The 15,437-nt window shown below is 33.1% G+C and carries 12 protein-coding genes; 1 reads left to right on the forward strand and 11 read right to left on the reverse strand.

Going from position 1 to position 15,437, the window contains the following annotated elements:
* Window positions 1-5: 5 nt before the first annotated feature.
* The 3 genes from GTZ96_RS14160 to GTZ96_RS14170 all read right to left on the reverse strand — a co-directional run bounded on the left by GTZ96_RS14160 (window position 6) and on the right by GTZ96_RS14170 (window position 4,000).
* A complete protein-coding gene (locus tag GTZ96_RS14160; RefSeq protein ID WP_161644567.1) occupies window positions 6-1,229 on the reverse strand; it encodes a glycoside hydrolase family 88/105 protein in 1,224 nt (407 codons plus the stop codon).
* A gap of 26 nt (window positions 1,230-1,255) precedes the next feature.
* Window positions 1,256-2,488: a glycoside hydrolase family 88/105 protein gene (locus GTZ96_RS14165; RefSeq protein ID WP_161644568.1), complete on the reverse strand. Its 1,233-nt coding sequence runs from the start codon at window positions 2,486-2,488 to the stop codon at window positions 1,256-1,258.
* A 72-nt stretch (window positions 2,489-2,560) separates the two neighbouring features.
* Entirely contained in the window at window positions 2,561-4,000 is a 1,440-nt protein-coding gene (locus GTZ96_RS14170; RefSeq protein ID WP_161644569.1) for a glycoside hydrolase family 28 protein, read from the reverse strand.
* Between the two features lie 396 nt (window positions 4,001-4,396).
* On the opposite strand from GTZ96_RS14170, the gene GTZ96_RS14175 reads away from it, so the two are divergent.
* Complete coding sequence (locus GTZ96_RS14175) at window positions 4,397-5,416, forward strand: LacI family DNA-binding transcriptional regulator (protein ID WP_161644570.1); 1,020 nt, start codon at window positions 4,397-4,399, stop codon at window positions 5,414-5,416.
* A 69-nt stretch (window positions 5,417-5,485) separates the two neighbouring features.
* Here the strand turns inward: GTZ96_RS14175 and GTZ96_RS14180 are convergent, their stop codons facing one another.
* From GTZ96_RS14180 to GTZ96_RS14215, 8 genes are all read right to left on the reverse strand, one after another.
* On the reverse strand, window positions 5,486-7,102 hold the full coding sequence (locus GTZ96_RS14180; RefSeq protein ID WP_161644571.1) for a UxaA family hydrolase: 1,617 nt from the start codon (window positions 7,100-7,102) through the stop codon (window positions 5,486-5,488).
* Between the two features lie 22 nt (window positions 7,103-7,124).
* The gene (locus GTZ96_RS14185) at window positions 7,125-8,567 is read right to left on the reverse strand and encodes a tagaturonate reductase (protein WP_161644572.1); all 1,443 of its coding nucleotides are present in this window, start codon (window positions 8,565-8,567) and stop codon (window positions 7,125-7,127) included.
* Between the two features lie 30 nt (window positions 8,568-8,597).
* Window positions 8,598-9,269: a bifunctional 4-hydroxy-2-oxoglutarate aldolase/2-dehydro-3-deoxy-phosphogluconate aldolase gene (locus GTZ96_RS14190; RefSeq protein ID WP_161644573.1), complete on the reverse strand. Its 672-nt coding sequence runs from the start codon at window positions 9,267-9,269 to the stop codon at window positions 8,598-8,600.
* Window positions 9,270-9,280: 11 nt separating this feature from the next.
* Window positions 9,281-10,303, reverse strand: a complete 1,023-nt coding sequence (locus GTZ96_RS14195) for a sugar kinase (protein ID WP_161644574.1) — start codon at window positions 10,301-10,303, stop codon at window positions 9,281-9,283.
* A 36-nt stretch (window positions 10,304-10,339) separates the two neighbouring features.
* Entirely contained in the window at window positions 10,340-11,752 is a 1,413-nt protein-coding gene (gene uxaC, locus GTZ96_RS14200) for a glucuronate isomerase (protein WP_161644575.1), read from the reverse strand.
* 18 nt (window positions 11,753-11,770) lie between these two features.
* Window positions 11,771-12,556 carry a gluconate 5-dehydrogenase gene (locus GTZ96_RS14205; protein ID WP_161644576.1) on the reverse strand — a complete coding sequence of 262 codons (786 nt, stop codon included), beginning with the start codon at window positions 12,554-12,556 and terminating at the stop codon, window positions 11,771-11,773.
* 4 nt (window positions 12,557-12,560) lie between these two features.
* On the reverse strand, window positions 12,561-13,400 hold the full coding sequence (gene kduI, locus GTZ96_RS14210) for a 5-dehydro-4-deoxy-D-glucuronate isomerase (protein WP_161644577.1): 840 nt from the start codon (window positions 13,398-13,400) through the stop codon (window positions 12,561-12,563).
* A 143-nt stretch (window positions 13,401-13,543) separates the two neighbouring features.
* Window positions 13,544-15,079, reverse strand: a complete 1,536-nt coding sequence (locus tag GTZ96_RS14215; protein WP_161644578.1) for an MFS transporter — start codon at window positions 15,077-15,079, stop codon at window positions 13,544-13,546.
* Between the last annotated feature and the right edge of the window lie 358 nt (window positions 15,080-15,437).

The raw sequence follows: 15,437 nt of genomic DNA on the forward strand, positions 1-15,437 counted from the left end.
AACTATTATCTGTTTAATTCAATAGCAGCTAAGATAAATGGCCCTGTTGCTTTAGGATCATTGTCTTTCTTTTTTTCATTTACATAATATTCATAAGAACCATCACGGTATGGAGTTCCACCTAAACCTGCCACTTGACAAGCTTGAGTCAATGTAATTCCACCATCAGCATCTACTTTTATTAACTTAGTCGTTAATCCGTCAAAAGCATGATTAGCTACTTTTTTAAATTTTGCTGGTAAATACCCTTTGTTTACTCCTTTTGCTAAAGCATAAGCAAACATTGAAGAACCTGAAGACTCCAGATAGTTTCCTTCTCTACCTCCCATATCGGTTACCTGATACCACAATCCTGTTTTTTTATCCTGTACTTTTTCTAAAGCCACAGCTAAGTCATTCAAATAACCTACTAATTCTTTTTGTTTAGGATGGTCTTTTGGAAAATTATCCAACACATCAACTAAAGCCATAGCATACCAACCTAAAGCACGAGACCAGAAATTAGGTGATTTCCCTGTTACTTTATCAGCCCAAGGCATCATTTTACTTTCGTCCCAAGCATGGTACAATAATCCTGTTCTAGGGTCTTTATCATTCGCCTGAATCAATTCAAATTGTTTAGCAACATCGTCTAATTTTTTTCCATTTTCAAACTTCGCAGTATACTCAGCGTAGAAAGGTTGTCCCATATACAATCCGTCTAACCACATTTGGTTAGGATAGATTTTTTTATGCCAAAATCCACCACTTGGAGTTCTTGGCTGGCTATCTAACTGTTTTCTGATGGTTTGCATCGCAACCAAATATTTTTTCTCCTTAGTTTTTTCATAAATATCAAATAAGATATTGGTTGCTACAACCATATCAATATTGTATTTATCTTCCTCATAGGTTGCGATCTTACCATTTTCATCAATCAAAGCATCGGCATAGCCTTTTACATAATTGTAATATTTTTGATCTTTAGTTTTTTTGTACAATTCTTCGATAGAACTCAATACCAAACCGTGTACATAATCCCATTTTGCAGTTGTTCTATCGTCAATTTGGAATGCTTGTGGATGACGCATCATTAACGTCCCAGCCATTCTTTCAGACCATTTCAACTTTGTAAAAGTCAATTCTTTTTTAGTCGAAGTTGCACTTGGCTGTGATTTACAACTTGTAAATCCTAATGCGCCTATTAAAATAAACGTAAATAAAAATTGGTTTGCTTTCATTAATTTCATCTTGTTATATTTTTAATTAATTATTATTATTTATCTAGTTCTATAGCTGCTAAAAGAAAAGCTCCTAATCCATGAGAATTATCTACTTTAATTTTTTCACTCATATAATATTCATAAGATCCATCTCTATACGGATTCCCTCCTAGTCCGGCACTGGCACAAACTTGAGTGATGTGTATTTCTCCATCTGCATCCACTTTTATCAGTTTCTTTATTAAACCGTCAAAACCTTTAGTGGCCACTTTTTTAAAATTAGCAGGCAAATAGCCTTTATGTACTCCTTTTGCAATAGCATATACTAACATGGATGAGCCTGATGCCTCCAAATAATTCCCTTTTCCAGTTTGTAAATTTGGCACCTGATACCATAAGCCCGAAGCATCCTGATATTTACTGACTCCTACAGCTAATTCATTCAAATAGCCAACTAATTCTTTTCGTTTAGGGTGATCTTTAGGAAAATAATCCAACGCATCTACCAATGCCATTCCGTACCAACCCAAAGCTCTCAACCAAATATGAGGAGCGGTTCCTGTTTCCTTATTTGCCCAAGGCATTTTTTTACTTTCATCCCAGGCATGGAAAAGCAATCCTGTTTTTTTATCCATTGCATGATCATGAAGCAATTCAAACTGATGGGCTACATCATTTAATTTATCACCTTTTTCAAATTCAGCCGTGTATCGGGCATAAAATGGCTCTCCCATATACAAACCGTCCAACCACATTTGATTAGGATATATTTTTTTATGCCAAAACCCACCTGATGGAGTTCTTGGATAATCGTCAAATTGTCTTCTCAATGTTTTTAAGGCTGTAAAATACCTCTGCTCCTTCGTTTTATCATACAAACCAAAAAGTATTTTCCCCGCATTGATGAAATCTATATTATGATCCTGAGGATTAAAATTTTGAAAAGCCCCGGAATCATCAATCAATGCATCTGCATATTCTTTTATATAATCGAAATATTTTTGATTAGCGGTTTTAACATATAGTTTTTCATACGCAGTCAAAATCATGCCAATTTTATAATCCCATTTAGGAGCTTCATGATTATCAATCTGCCAGGCCTTAGGATGTCGTTTCATAATGGATAATGCCATTCTTTCTGACCATTTTAGCTTATCCGAAATTAATTGCTCTTTCTGATTTACTTTAGAAATCTTTGATTTCTCAATTGGTTTGCAACATAAAAACAAAAAACAAATGGAAAATATTCCTAAACCAGAATACACAAACAAAGAAAGTTTTTTCATAATACTATATTTATCGTGAACACTCAATTCTTTTAATTCTGCCTAATTAAAGAACAAAAATTACTTTGGCTTCTATAATTCTTTAGGACTTTCTACTTTTTTCCCGTTGATAAAAGTATTTATAAACTGTAGATTTTTTACATTTTCAACAGAATACGGCGAAGCTGCTTTGTCAATTTTTACATTTTTAAGCACCACATTTTCTATAGGCAACTCTTTATAACCTTTAGCTAAAACTCCGAATTTACCAGCATTTTTAACATTTATATTTTCAAGAAATATGTTTTTAACCTGTGGTATAAAAGACCCCGTTTGATTACCATACACATTATAGAACATATCCAGTATCAAAACACATTCCCTTACTTGTCCAACCTCTAAATTCCTAACAAAAACATTTTCAACTAGTCCACCTCTTCTGGAATTTGATTTTATTCTAATTGCTCTATCTAAATTAGGACTATCCATCACACAATTTTCAACAAAAACATTTTTCACACCACCAGTCATTTCACTACCTATTACAACTCCACCATGGCCATCAAGCATTTTACAATCCTGAACAATAATATTTTCGCTCTTCATTGCCACTCTTCTTCCATCGGCATCTTTTCCAGCTTTTATCGCAATACAATCATCTCCGGTATTAAAAGAACAATTTTTAATAATTACGTTTTTAGAATATTCAGGATCGCAACCGTCATTATTGGGACCATGACTTTCAACAGTGACACCATCAACAGTTACATTAGTAGATTTCATTGGATGGATAACCCAAAACGGAGCATTTACAATTTTCACATCTTTGATTAACGCATCAGTACAGCCAAAAAACTCAACAAAACTTGGTCTTAAAAAAGAACCTTCTCCATAAACTCTTTCTTCAACTGGAACAGCTTTTTCAGCCGAATCAACTAAACGAATACGGTTTTTAGGATCACTTTGATTACCTTTCCCTGCTACCCAACCATATTGTTTAGCACCACACCAGTACCACCAATTTTCATTATCGGCCTGACCGTTCAAAATTCCCTTACCTGTTATGGCTATATTTTTTTTATTGTAAGCATAAATTAGTGGCGAATGATTCATCAACTCTGTTCCTTCAAAAGAAGTTCTTACTAATGGATAATCAGAAGATTTAGTACTAAACAAAATTTCAGCCCCATCTTCTAAATGAAGATTCACATTATTATCCAAATGAATTGGTCCAGTTAAAAACTTACCCATTGGAACAACTACTTTTCCTCCTCCATTTTTAGAACAAGCTTCAATTGCTTTTTTGAAAGCCTCTGAATTATTAATTGCCCCACCGCTCTTTGCTCCATAATCAACAATACTATAAGTTTTATTTGCAAAAACAGGAATCACTACAGCTTTCTCGATTTGCTGTTTTACTTTCCAAGGGTTTGTCAAAACATCAATCTCTTTTTGAGCAGAACAATTAACAAAAAAAGCCGAAAACAAGGCTGTAGAAAAACACAAAAACGAACTATAAAACTTATTTTTCATGTATTTGGTATTTTATATAATATTATTGAAAATTCTAAAAAAGCAATCGTCACAACTAACTTGAAGTGAGCTATTTTCTAAATTTAAAAACCTTAGAAAATATTCATAAGCAAAATCATGTAATCGATTACACAAATCTAAATATTTTTTCTCTATTAAACAATTAAAAATAGAACAAAAATATGAGATGCATAAAAAAGAGCTATTTTATTTTAATATTAAACAATTATAAAGTTAATTTTTATTAAAAAAAAGATACCTAAATCTTTACTAAAAAGATAAATAACTAAATAACAGCGTTTTACAAGTTGAATTACAATACAAAATGTAATCGATAACACTAAATAGCATTATTTATAAAAAAAATATTATTTTTACCGAGATAGACTAATTATAATGAGTGGAAAAACAACAATTTATGACATTGCCAAAGCGCTAAATATTACTGCTGCAACCGTTTCGAGAGCATTAAACGACAACCCTAAAATAAGTCAAAGCACTCGAAAATTAGTCCTTGAAACGGCTAATAAAATGAATTACAAGCAAAATAAATTAGCACTGGCATTAAGAAGTGGAAAAAGTAATAATGTTGGTGTTATTGTACCGCGTATAAACACTAATTTTTTTGCTTCGGTAATCAGAGGTATTGAAGAAGGCTTACATCCCGAAGGCTACCAGGTTATTATTTGCCAAACTCATGAGGACGAGGACAGAGAAGTTGAAAATGTCAACACGCTATTAAACGCTCAGGTTGATGGTATCTTTATGTCCATCTCTAATCTTCCAAAAGAAAACAATCACTACATAGAACGTGTTATTCAAAAAAACATTCCTTTAATATTTTTTGACAGAAAAAAAGAAATGAAGAATGTAAGTTCGGTTACTATTGATGATTATCTGGCATCTTACCAGACTACGCAACATCTTATTGAACAAGGCTGTGAAAAAATAGCTTACTTCTCAGGAGATCGTTCGTTAGAAATCTACGAAGACCGATACAGAGGGTACGAACAAGCCTTATTAGACAATAACATTCCAATAAACGAAGATTATATAATTAGCATAAAAAGTAATGTTGTAGAAGGAAGAGATGCGGTTGAAAAATTATTAACGTTAGAAAATCCTCCAAATGCTATTTTTTCCACCAGTGATTTTGCGGCTTTAGGAGCCATCCAAAAACTAAAAGAACGCGGCATTAAAATCCCAGAAGATTTTTGTGTTTTTGGTTTTGGAAACGAACCTTTTACCAAATTCATGGAATTATCTATTTCTACTATTGATCAGTCGCCATTAGAAATGGGAAAAATGGCCGCCCAAGTATTTTTAGATAAGATAAACAATAAGAAATCTGAAAGCAAAGTCGTTTTACTACCCAAATTACTTATACGACAGTCTTCAACCAGAATCATAACTTAGAGATAAAAAAAGGGAGGCATTAAATAAACACCTCCCTTTTTAACTAAAAACAAAATCTAAAAACAATCTTTATAGCGATACTCCTCTTTTCCAAGGAATGAAGTCATTTTGATTTAAAATTGCAGCCTTAGTTTTTACATCACCACTAGCTACTTTAATAATAAATTCCAGCATTTCGTCAGCCATTTCTTCAATCGATTTTTCACCTGTAATAATTCCACCAGTATTAAAATCGATAATATCAGACATTTTTTGAGCCAATTGAGTGTTAGAAGATACTTTTACAACTGGCGCAATTGGATTTCCTGTTGGAGTTCCTAAACCTGTTGTAAACAATACCATATTCGCTCCCGAACCTACCATTGCAGTAGTACATTCAACGTCATTTCCTGGAGTACATAACAATGTAAAACCTGGTTCGTTGATATATTCTCCATAATCATAAACACCTACGATTGGTGAAGTTCCTCCTTTTTTAGAAGCACCTGCTGATTTCATAGCATCAGTAATTAAACCGTCTTTGATATTACCCGGAGAAGGATTCATATCAAATCCTGAACCTGCATCAACAACTGTTTTCTCATACCATTTCATTAAGTCTAAGAAACGTTGTCCGTCTTTATCATCTACACAACGATTCACTAATTCTTGTTCCACACCACATAATTCAGGGAATTCAGAAAGAATAGTAGTTCCTCCAAGTGCAACCAATTTATCAGACAACACTCCTAATGTTGGGTTTGCAGAAATTCCAGAGAATCCATCAGAACCACCACACTCTAAACCAATTCTTAATTTAGATAATGGAGCAGGTTTTCTTTCAATTTTATTAGCCTCTTTAATAGCAGCAAAAGAATCTTTTACTACAGTACTTAACATTTCTTCAATTGTACCAATTTGTTGTTGGTCGTAAATCAAAACTGGCTTATTATAGTCTGGATTAATTTCCTTCATAGCATCCTGGAAAATTGAGATTTGTAAGTTTTGACAACCTAAACTCAAAACAGTAGCTCCGGCAACGTTAGGGTTATTTACATAACCAGCCAAAAGTTTAGCCAAAGAGTGTGAATCCTGACGAATTCCTCCACAACCACCCTGATGCTGGATAAATTTTACTTCAATATTTTCGAACAAATCTACTTCTGTAGATTTTGCAACTGCATCGTCAGCACCTGTTTCAGAATTGACCAAAGAACGTAATAACAATTGATAATCAGTTTCTTTTGGTTTCTTTAATTCTTTTTCAAAAATTCCTTTTAGGATTTCGATATTTCTGTTTTCACAAAATACTAATGGAAAGAACAACCAAACATTCTCTGTTCCAACTTGTCCATCCTCTCTATGATACCCCATGAAAGTTTTATCTTTCCATTTATCAACATTAGGAACATCCCAACCAATAGTTTCTGTTTTTCCAGTAACCTTAGCACTCTCGTGCTTAACATTTTCAGTAGTAATAACATCACCTTTAGCAATTTTCTGGCTTGCTTTTCCAACGATTACACCGTACATATAGATTTTGTCTCCAGCTTCAAAATCTTTCATCGCAATCTTATGCTTCATTTTAGTATCCGATAATACTAAAACGTCTTCTCCTTCAAATGCAATAGTTTCTCCAGCAACTAGGTTTACTAAAGCTACAGCTACATTATCAGAAGGATCTACCTTTATTAATTTCTTTTGCATCTTAATTGATTTTTTGTTTTTTTTAATTTTTTTGAGAAAAATTGATAAACCCTTGCTCTACACCATTGGCATCAATTTCATTTAAAGCAAGCACTAAAGCTTGAGAAAGTCCGTCAACTTTAGTTAAATCTTCACCCCAGAATTCGTTGTTAGCTAAAATTGAACTTACAACTGAATCTACAGTACCTAATTGCCAAGCATTTTTAAATGCTTCAACTATCTCTGGAGAATCTTTTACAGGTAAAGCTTCGTTATTCCAAGTTCCTTTGTAGAATTGGATTAAACAAGCTAATGAAAAAGTCAAATTAATTGGCAGTTTTGCTTTTGCATTATAATATCCTAATAAACTTGGTAAAACTCTTACTTTGAATTTTGAGATAGAATTTAAAGCAATATCAGCCAATGCATGCTTGATAAATGGATTTTTAAAACGATCCATTACCTCTTCAGCATAAGCAGTGATTTCATTTTTGTCCATAGCAAGCGTTTCGCTAATTTCACTGATAACGTTGTTTACAAACGGTCCAGTAAAATCTCCGTTAACCGTTTCCATTACTAATTTGTTACCGTGTAATAATGAAATAGGAACCATTGCAGTATGTGCACCGTTTAGAATACGAACTTTTATCATTTTAAAAGGACGGATATCGTCAACAATTTTCACATTCAAATCTGTTTTATGGAAAGGTAACTTTTGTTTTAAATCTTCGCCTCCTTCAATAGCCCAAAGGAAGAAAGGTTCAGCAGCAACAATTAAATTATCTTGATAATCTAATTTGCTATTGTAGTCTTCAATTTCAGCTCTTGGATATCCAGGAACAATTCTGTCAACCAAAGTACTGTGATACGTACAAGCATTAGATACCCAAGTTTTAAATGCATCCTCTAATTTCCATAAATCACAATATTGTAAAATAATTTTTTTCAGAGTCTCTGAGTTATAATCAATCAATTCACAAGGAATGATAGTTAACCCTTTAGAAGCATCTCCATTAAAATGTTTAAATCTCTCATGTAATAAAACAGTCAACTTTGCAGGAAATGAAGCTGGTGGCTGCATATCCGGAGTATCGCTTTCAAGAAATTCTATTCCAGCTTCAGTAGTATTTGAAACAATAAATTGAAGTTCTTCTTCTTTGGCTAACGCTAAATAATCGGCAAATTCAGTATAAGGATTGATTCCTTTTACAACATTAGTAATTAACTGAATGTCTTGAATTTTTTCACCTTTTTTGATTCCGTTCATAAACAAAGTATAAAGACCGTCCTGATCATTAATCATGTTTACCATACCACCTGCCAATGGCTGAACCATTGCAATACCAGCATTAAAATCAACTTCATTATTTAATCTTTGAAAAGCGTAATCAACAAAAGCTCTTAAAAAGTTACCTTCACCAAATTGTACTACTTTTATTGGATTCAATTTTTCTAATCCCCTATTCTTTCTGTTTAATTTTTCCATTACCTCTGACATAATTGGTTGTATTAATTTTTATTTTTTACGTAAATCGCTAATAATTGCTAAAGTATCTTTTACTTTTTGAGTTAATCCAGCATAATCTTTGCTTTCTAAAACTGCTGCTGAGATTAATTGAGATCCAATTCCAACACAGGTTACACCTGCATCAAACCAAGTTTTTAAATTGTCTCTTTCAGTAGAAACTCCTCCCGTAGGCATAATGCTTGTCCAAGGACATGGTCCTTTTATTCCTTTGATAAATTGTGGTCCGTAGATTTCTCCCGGGAACAATTTTACAATTTCGCAACCTAATTCTTCAGCTCTGGCAATTTCAGTTAAAGTACCACAACCTGGAGACCACAATACTTTTCTACGATTACATACTAAAGCAATATCTTCTCTTAATACCGGAGTTACAATAAAATTAGCTCCTATTTGCATATAAAGTGAAGCAGCTGCAGCATCAGTTACTGAACCTACTCCCATTATCATTCCCGGTAATTCTTTGATAGCGTATTTTGTCAATTCGCCAAAAACTTCGTGAGCGAAATCTCCTCTGGCAGTAAACTCCATCAAACGGGCACCACCATCATAACAAGCTTTCAAAACATTTTTACTTAGTTCGAGATCTTTACTAAAAAACAATGGAATCATCCCTGTTTCTTTCATTGCAGTAGCAACTTCTATACGTGTAAATTGAGCCATTTTATCTTTTTTTATCTTGAAACTTTACCTGTAAAATCACCGTCAAGTAATTTTTCAATTTCATTTTTAGTAATTAAATTATAATCTCCGTAAATAGTATGTTTTAAACAACAAGCAGCAACCGCAAAGTTTAATGCTCTTTGTTTATCCAAAGGCTCTTCATTCAATCCATAGATTAAACCTCCCATGAATGCATCACCACTACCTACTCTATCCACAACAGGAGTTACTTCTTGAACAGCAGCTTTGAATACTTCTTTTCCATCATAAAGGATTCCTCCAATGCGTTGATGAGAAGCACTTACTGAATAACGCAAAGTAGTTGCCATGTATTTTAATTCAGGACACAATTTGAATACAGTATCATACAATGCTGGTAACGTTTCTTCTTTTTGATAATCAGGATCTACTTTGTCTAAACCTAACATGAAATTAGCCGTATCAATATCGCCTAATAAAATGTTACTGTATTTCAACATTTCTGGCATTACGTCTTTAGGTTGTTTGCCATAGGTCCAAAGTTTTGAACGGTAATTCAAATCAGTAGATATAGTCAAGCCTAATTCGTGAGCCACTTTTATTGCTTCAAGACAAGCTTCTGCAGCAGTTTCAGAAAGTGCAGGAGTAATCCCGCTCCAGTGAAACCAAGTAGCGTCTTTTAATATTTCTTTCCAGTCAAATTCTCCTTTTTTCAAAGTAGACATTGAACTGTTGGCTCTATCATAAATTACATTACTTGCACGAGTACTAGTTCCTGTTTCAAGAAAATAAATTCCCAAACGCTCTCCACCTTTCATTACATTTTGACAATTTACATCTAGTTTGCGCATTTCGTGAATAGCACAATTCCCTAATTCATTATTAGGTACTTTAGTAACAAATTCCGCTTTCATGCCGTAATTTACAAGCGAAACAGCTACATTAAATTCTCCCCCACCATAGGTTGCTTTATACGATTCTGCCTGAGCAAATCTCAAATGCCTGTCCGTAGATAAACGGAGTAGAATTTCTCCAAAAGTGACTACTTTTTTCAAATGAAAATTTTTTATAAATTATACTTAATTATTTTTTTAACCTTTTACTGGAAATTTAAAATATTCCTTAGCATTACCATAGCTAATATCTGAAACCATTTTTCCAATCCATTCCATTTCAGAAGCTGGTAACTCTCCTCTTTTGATTTCATCACCTAAAAGGTTACAAAGAATACGTCTGAAATATTCGTGTCTTGGGAAAGACAAGAAACTTCTTGAATCCGTCAACATACCAATAAAACAACTAATCAAACTCATGTTTGACAATGCGTTCAATTGTTTAGTCATTCCGTCTTTTTGATCTAAGAACCACCATCCTGAACCAAATTGTACTTTTCCTCTAACACTTCCGTCGTTAAAGTTACCAATCATAGTAGCCATAACTTCGTTATCCGCTGGATTCAAGTTATAAATAATAGTTTTTGTCAATTTATCTTTACTATCCAAAGCATTTAAGAAAGCAGATAATTTTTGAGCCTGTGGATAATCTCCAATAGAATCCCATCCTGTATCAGCTCCTAAAATACGGTGCATACGAGCATTATTATTTCTCAAAGCTCCTAAGTGAAATTGTTGTACCCATCCAAATTCATGGTAAGTTTCACATAAGAATACCAAGATAGCACTTTGGAATTTTAATGCTTCTTCATTGCTGATCGCTTGGTTTTCTCTTTTCTTTTTGAAAATAGCATTTACTTCGCTTTCAGTATAGTTTTCAAAATAAATTTGGTCTAATCCATGGTCACAAAGTTGACAACCATTTGCATTGAAATACTCAATTCTATTTCTCAAAGCAGCACATAAATCAGCATAAGTATTGATCTCAATTGATGCTTTTTGTGCTAAAACATCAAGGTATTCGTTATAACCATCGTTTGCAATTAAAATCGCTTTGTCAGGTCTAAAAGCAGTACTCACTGTAGTTTTGAAATCGCTTTTTAATAATTGCGCGTGAAAATCTAAACTATCAATTGGATCTTCAGTAGTACAAACTAATTCAGCATTTACTTTACGCAACAAGTTTCTTGTACTGTATTCAGCTGAATTTACCTTAGCAGAAGTTTCTTCGTAAATTCTTTCAGCTGATTTCTCATTTAATAATTCAGTAATATCAAAATAACGAGCTAACTCTAAGTGTGTCCAGTGATACAATGGATTACGCATAGTGTAAGGAACTGTTTTTGCCCAGTTCAAAAACTTATCTTTATCAGAAGCATTACCAGTAACAAATTGTTCATTGATCCCCAAAGTACGCATTGCACGCCATTTGTAGTGATCTCCCTTAATCCAAACATCAGTAATGTTGTTGAAAATTTTATCTTCAGCAATAAACTGAGGATTCAAGTGATTATGGTAATCAATAATCGGTTGATTTTTAGAATAATTATGATATAATTCTTCTGCGAATTTATTTTCTAATAAAAAGTTATCGTTTATAAAAGTGCTCATTATAATTTACTTAAAATATTAATTTTCATTTGATGGTTTACCAATGGTAGCCAAAATTCCACCATCAACATAAATAATTTGTCCATTAACAAACTTACTAGCCTCAGAAGCTAAAAACACAGTTGCTCCAGCCAAATCCTCAGGATCTCCCCAACGACCAGCAGGTGTTCTACTGATGATGAATTCGTTAAATGGATTTCCATTCACACGAATCGGTTCTGTTTGTGTAGTTGCAAAATAACCAGGGCCAATTCCGTTTACCTGAACATTGTATTTAGCCCATTCAGTAGCTAAGTTACGAGTCAACATTTTCAATCCTCCTTTTGCAGCAGCATAAGCAGAAACATTTGTTCTACCTAATTCACTCATCATAGAACAGATATTGATGATTTTTCCTGATTGACGTTCGATCATTTGTTTCGCCACTAATTGTGACATAATAAATGGGCCTACTAAATCTACTTCAATTACTTGTCTAAAATCACTTACTGGCATTGTAATAGCCAATTCTCTTTTAATAATTCCTGCATTATTAATCAAGATGTCAATTGCTCCTAATTCCTTAGTAATCAATTCCACATTTTCAGCAGCCGCTTTTTCATCGGTTACATCAAATAAATATCCTGCAGCAGTATATCCTTTGCTTTTGTAATAAGCAAGCGCATCTTCCATTTTAGAAGGTGTTGTTCCTGTAATTACAAGTTCAGCACCAGCTTGAGCTAAACCTTCAGCCATAGCTAATCCTAAACCATGAGTTCCTCCAGTAATAAGCGCTCTTTTTCCTTTTAAATTAAATAAATTCATGTGATTATCTTAATTCATTGATTTTACAAACATCCATATCTCCATAATCCAGGTTTTCACCTGCCATACCCCAGATAAAAGTATAATTACTTGTTCCTGATCCAGAGTGGATAGACCACGGTGGAGAAATAACTGCTTGATGATTGTTCATCCAAATATGTCTTGTTTCTTGTGGTTCTCCCATAAAATGACAAACGGCTTGGTTTTCTGGAATGTCTAAATAAAAATAAACTTCCATACGACGATCATGAACGTGAGCTGGCATAGTATTCCAAACACTTCCTGGACGCAATTCAGTCATTCCCATTTGCAATTGACAAGTAGTAACTACACTTCCAATAATCATTTGGTTTACAGTACGGTGATTAGCCGTTTCCATAGTTCCTAATTCTAATTTGTTTGCTTCTGCTAAACTTACCTGAACTGTTGGATAAGTAGTATGAGCTGGAGCAGAATTAATATAAAATTTAGCCGGGTTTTTAGCGTCAGCACTTTTAAATAGTACTTCTTTATTTCCGCTACCTATGTATAAAGCATCTTTAAAACCTAGTTCGTATGATTTCCCTTCAACAACAACAGAACCATTTCCACCAACATTGATAATTCCCATTTCTCTGCGCTCTAAAAAATAACTTGATTTTAGAGGATCAATAGTTTCAAGAATTAAATCACCACTTACAGGAACAGCTGAACCAGTAATGTATCTGTCATAATGCGAGTAAGTAAAAGTAATTTCATTTTCTTGCATTAAATTATCAATCAAGAATTCATCTCTTAATTGTTTAGTATCGTATTGTTTTACTGCTTTAGGGCTAGAAGCATATCTAGAACTATAATTTGTCATAATTATTTAGTTTTAATGTAATCGATTACAAAGGTATTAATTTAATTTATTTTATCTCTATTTTTATAAAAAACAAGTTCACTACAAAAAGTTAAAAAAAAGAAAAAAGCCCTCTTGAATACAAGAGAGCTGTTTTTTTGATTTTACAAATCAGTTATTGGAGCATATTTAGGCACTAATGATTTCATTACAATCCAACCTGTCAAGTAACAAACAGCGCAGATAGAGAAGATAATCATATATCCTGTATTTATACCATCAAAAGCTACAACACCTGTTTCTTTTAAATCTTTAAAGAAAGTTTCAGGAATTGGCTCGGTAGCAAATTTTGGAAATTTTTCCAAAAGTGGCTGACCATTAATAGTACTCAATGTTTTTCGTGTATAATCAAACAATACTCCAGAACCTTTATTAATTAAAGTAGAACCTAAGCCTCCAGCTAAACCACCAATACCTGTAATGGTAGCGATTGCTTTTTTAGGAAACATATCTCCTACTGTTGTAAAAATATTAGCAGACCAAGCTTGGTGAGCCGCTCCAGCAATACCAATAATAATTACAGGTACCCAGTAACTAACATATCCTAAAGGTTGTGCAGCTAATGCTAACAATGGAAAAAATGCAAAAATCAACATCGCTCTCATTCTTCCTTCATAAGGATTCATTCCTTTTTTCTCCACAAAATAAGTTGGCAACCAACCCCCTATGATAGAAAGTAAAGTAATTATATATAAAATAAATAACGGGAAAGCAGCTTCAGTAGAATCCATACCATAAACTGATTTTAAATAAGCAGGTGTCCAGAATAAGAAAAACCACCAAACACCATCAGTCATGAATTTACCAAAAGCAAAAGCCCATGTTTGTTTGTATTTAAAACAATCTTTAAAAGTTACTTTAGTAGCTGTTTCTGGAACATAACCTACTAATTTACTATCAGCAACAATATCTTGCTGAATATATTCTAATTCAGCAGCATTAACTTTCGAATGTCTTTCTGGTTTATCATACATAAACATCCAAAACCCCATCCATATAAAACCTAAAGCACCAATAATAATAAAGGCCATTTCCCATCCAAAAGATTTTGCAATAAACGGAATAGTAATTGGAGCTGCCAATGCACCTACAGTTGCCCCTGCATTAAAAATACTGGTAGAGAAAGCTCTGTCTTTTTTAGGAAAATATTCAGCTGTTGTTTTAATAGCCGCAGGAAAGTTACCTGCTTCTCCAACTGCCAAAACAAAACGAGCAAAAATAAACAAGGTCACACTTACATTAATTACCAATGCTGTATCACTAACAGCGTGAATAGCTTCTTTAGCTCCTTCGAAACCAACAAACCAGTTACCTGTTATGAATCCTGAAGTTGCAATTCCTGCAAAAGCATGCAAACAAGCTCCTATAGACCAAATTCCAATAGCCCAAAGGAAACCTTTTTTAGTATCCATCCAGTCAACAAACTTACCTGCAAACAACAAAGAAACTGCATAAAAAATTGAAAATAGAGCGGTAATATTTCCATAATCGTTATTTGTCCAATGAAATTCAGGCGCGATAAAATCACTCCATGTTAAAGAAAGAACCTGTCTATCTAAATAATTTATAGTTGTTGCAAAAAACAATAACGAACATATTGTCCAGCGATAGTTTCCAACAGCTTTGTTTGTTTGGTTCATAATTAATAATGTTTATAAAATATAGTTAAAGTTAAATATTCATCACTAAGCCCATAAATGCAAATAACAGCATTAGAAAAAAGGCAAAAAAATTAGCGCTAAATTTCAAAAATAAAGCGCAACATACTATTAATCAAATAATTAATAAGAAAACATACAGAAATGCAATCAAAAAAATTGTAATCGATTACACAAATATAATTCTTAAAAATAGAATCACAACTATTTTGTAATAAATTTTAAAAATCTAACAAAATTAAACAGTTTTTATAAAAATTAGACGCTTAATTTTAGCATCTGCTAATATATGTATTAAATTCTAAAATTAGCCAAGCCAGTAATCCAAAATTATACCAAA

The sequence above is a fragment of the Flavobacterium undicola genome (assembly GCF_009909155.2).
Lineage (GTDB): Bacteria > Bacteroidota > Bacteroidia > Flavobacteriales > Flavobacteriaceae > Flavobacterium > Flavobacterium undicola.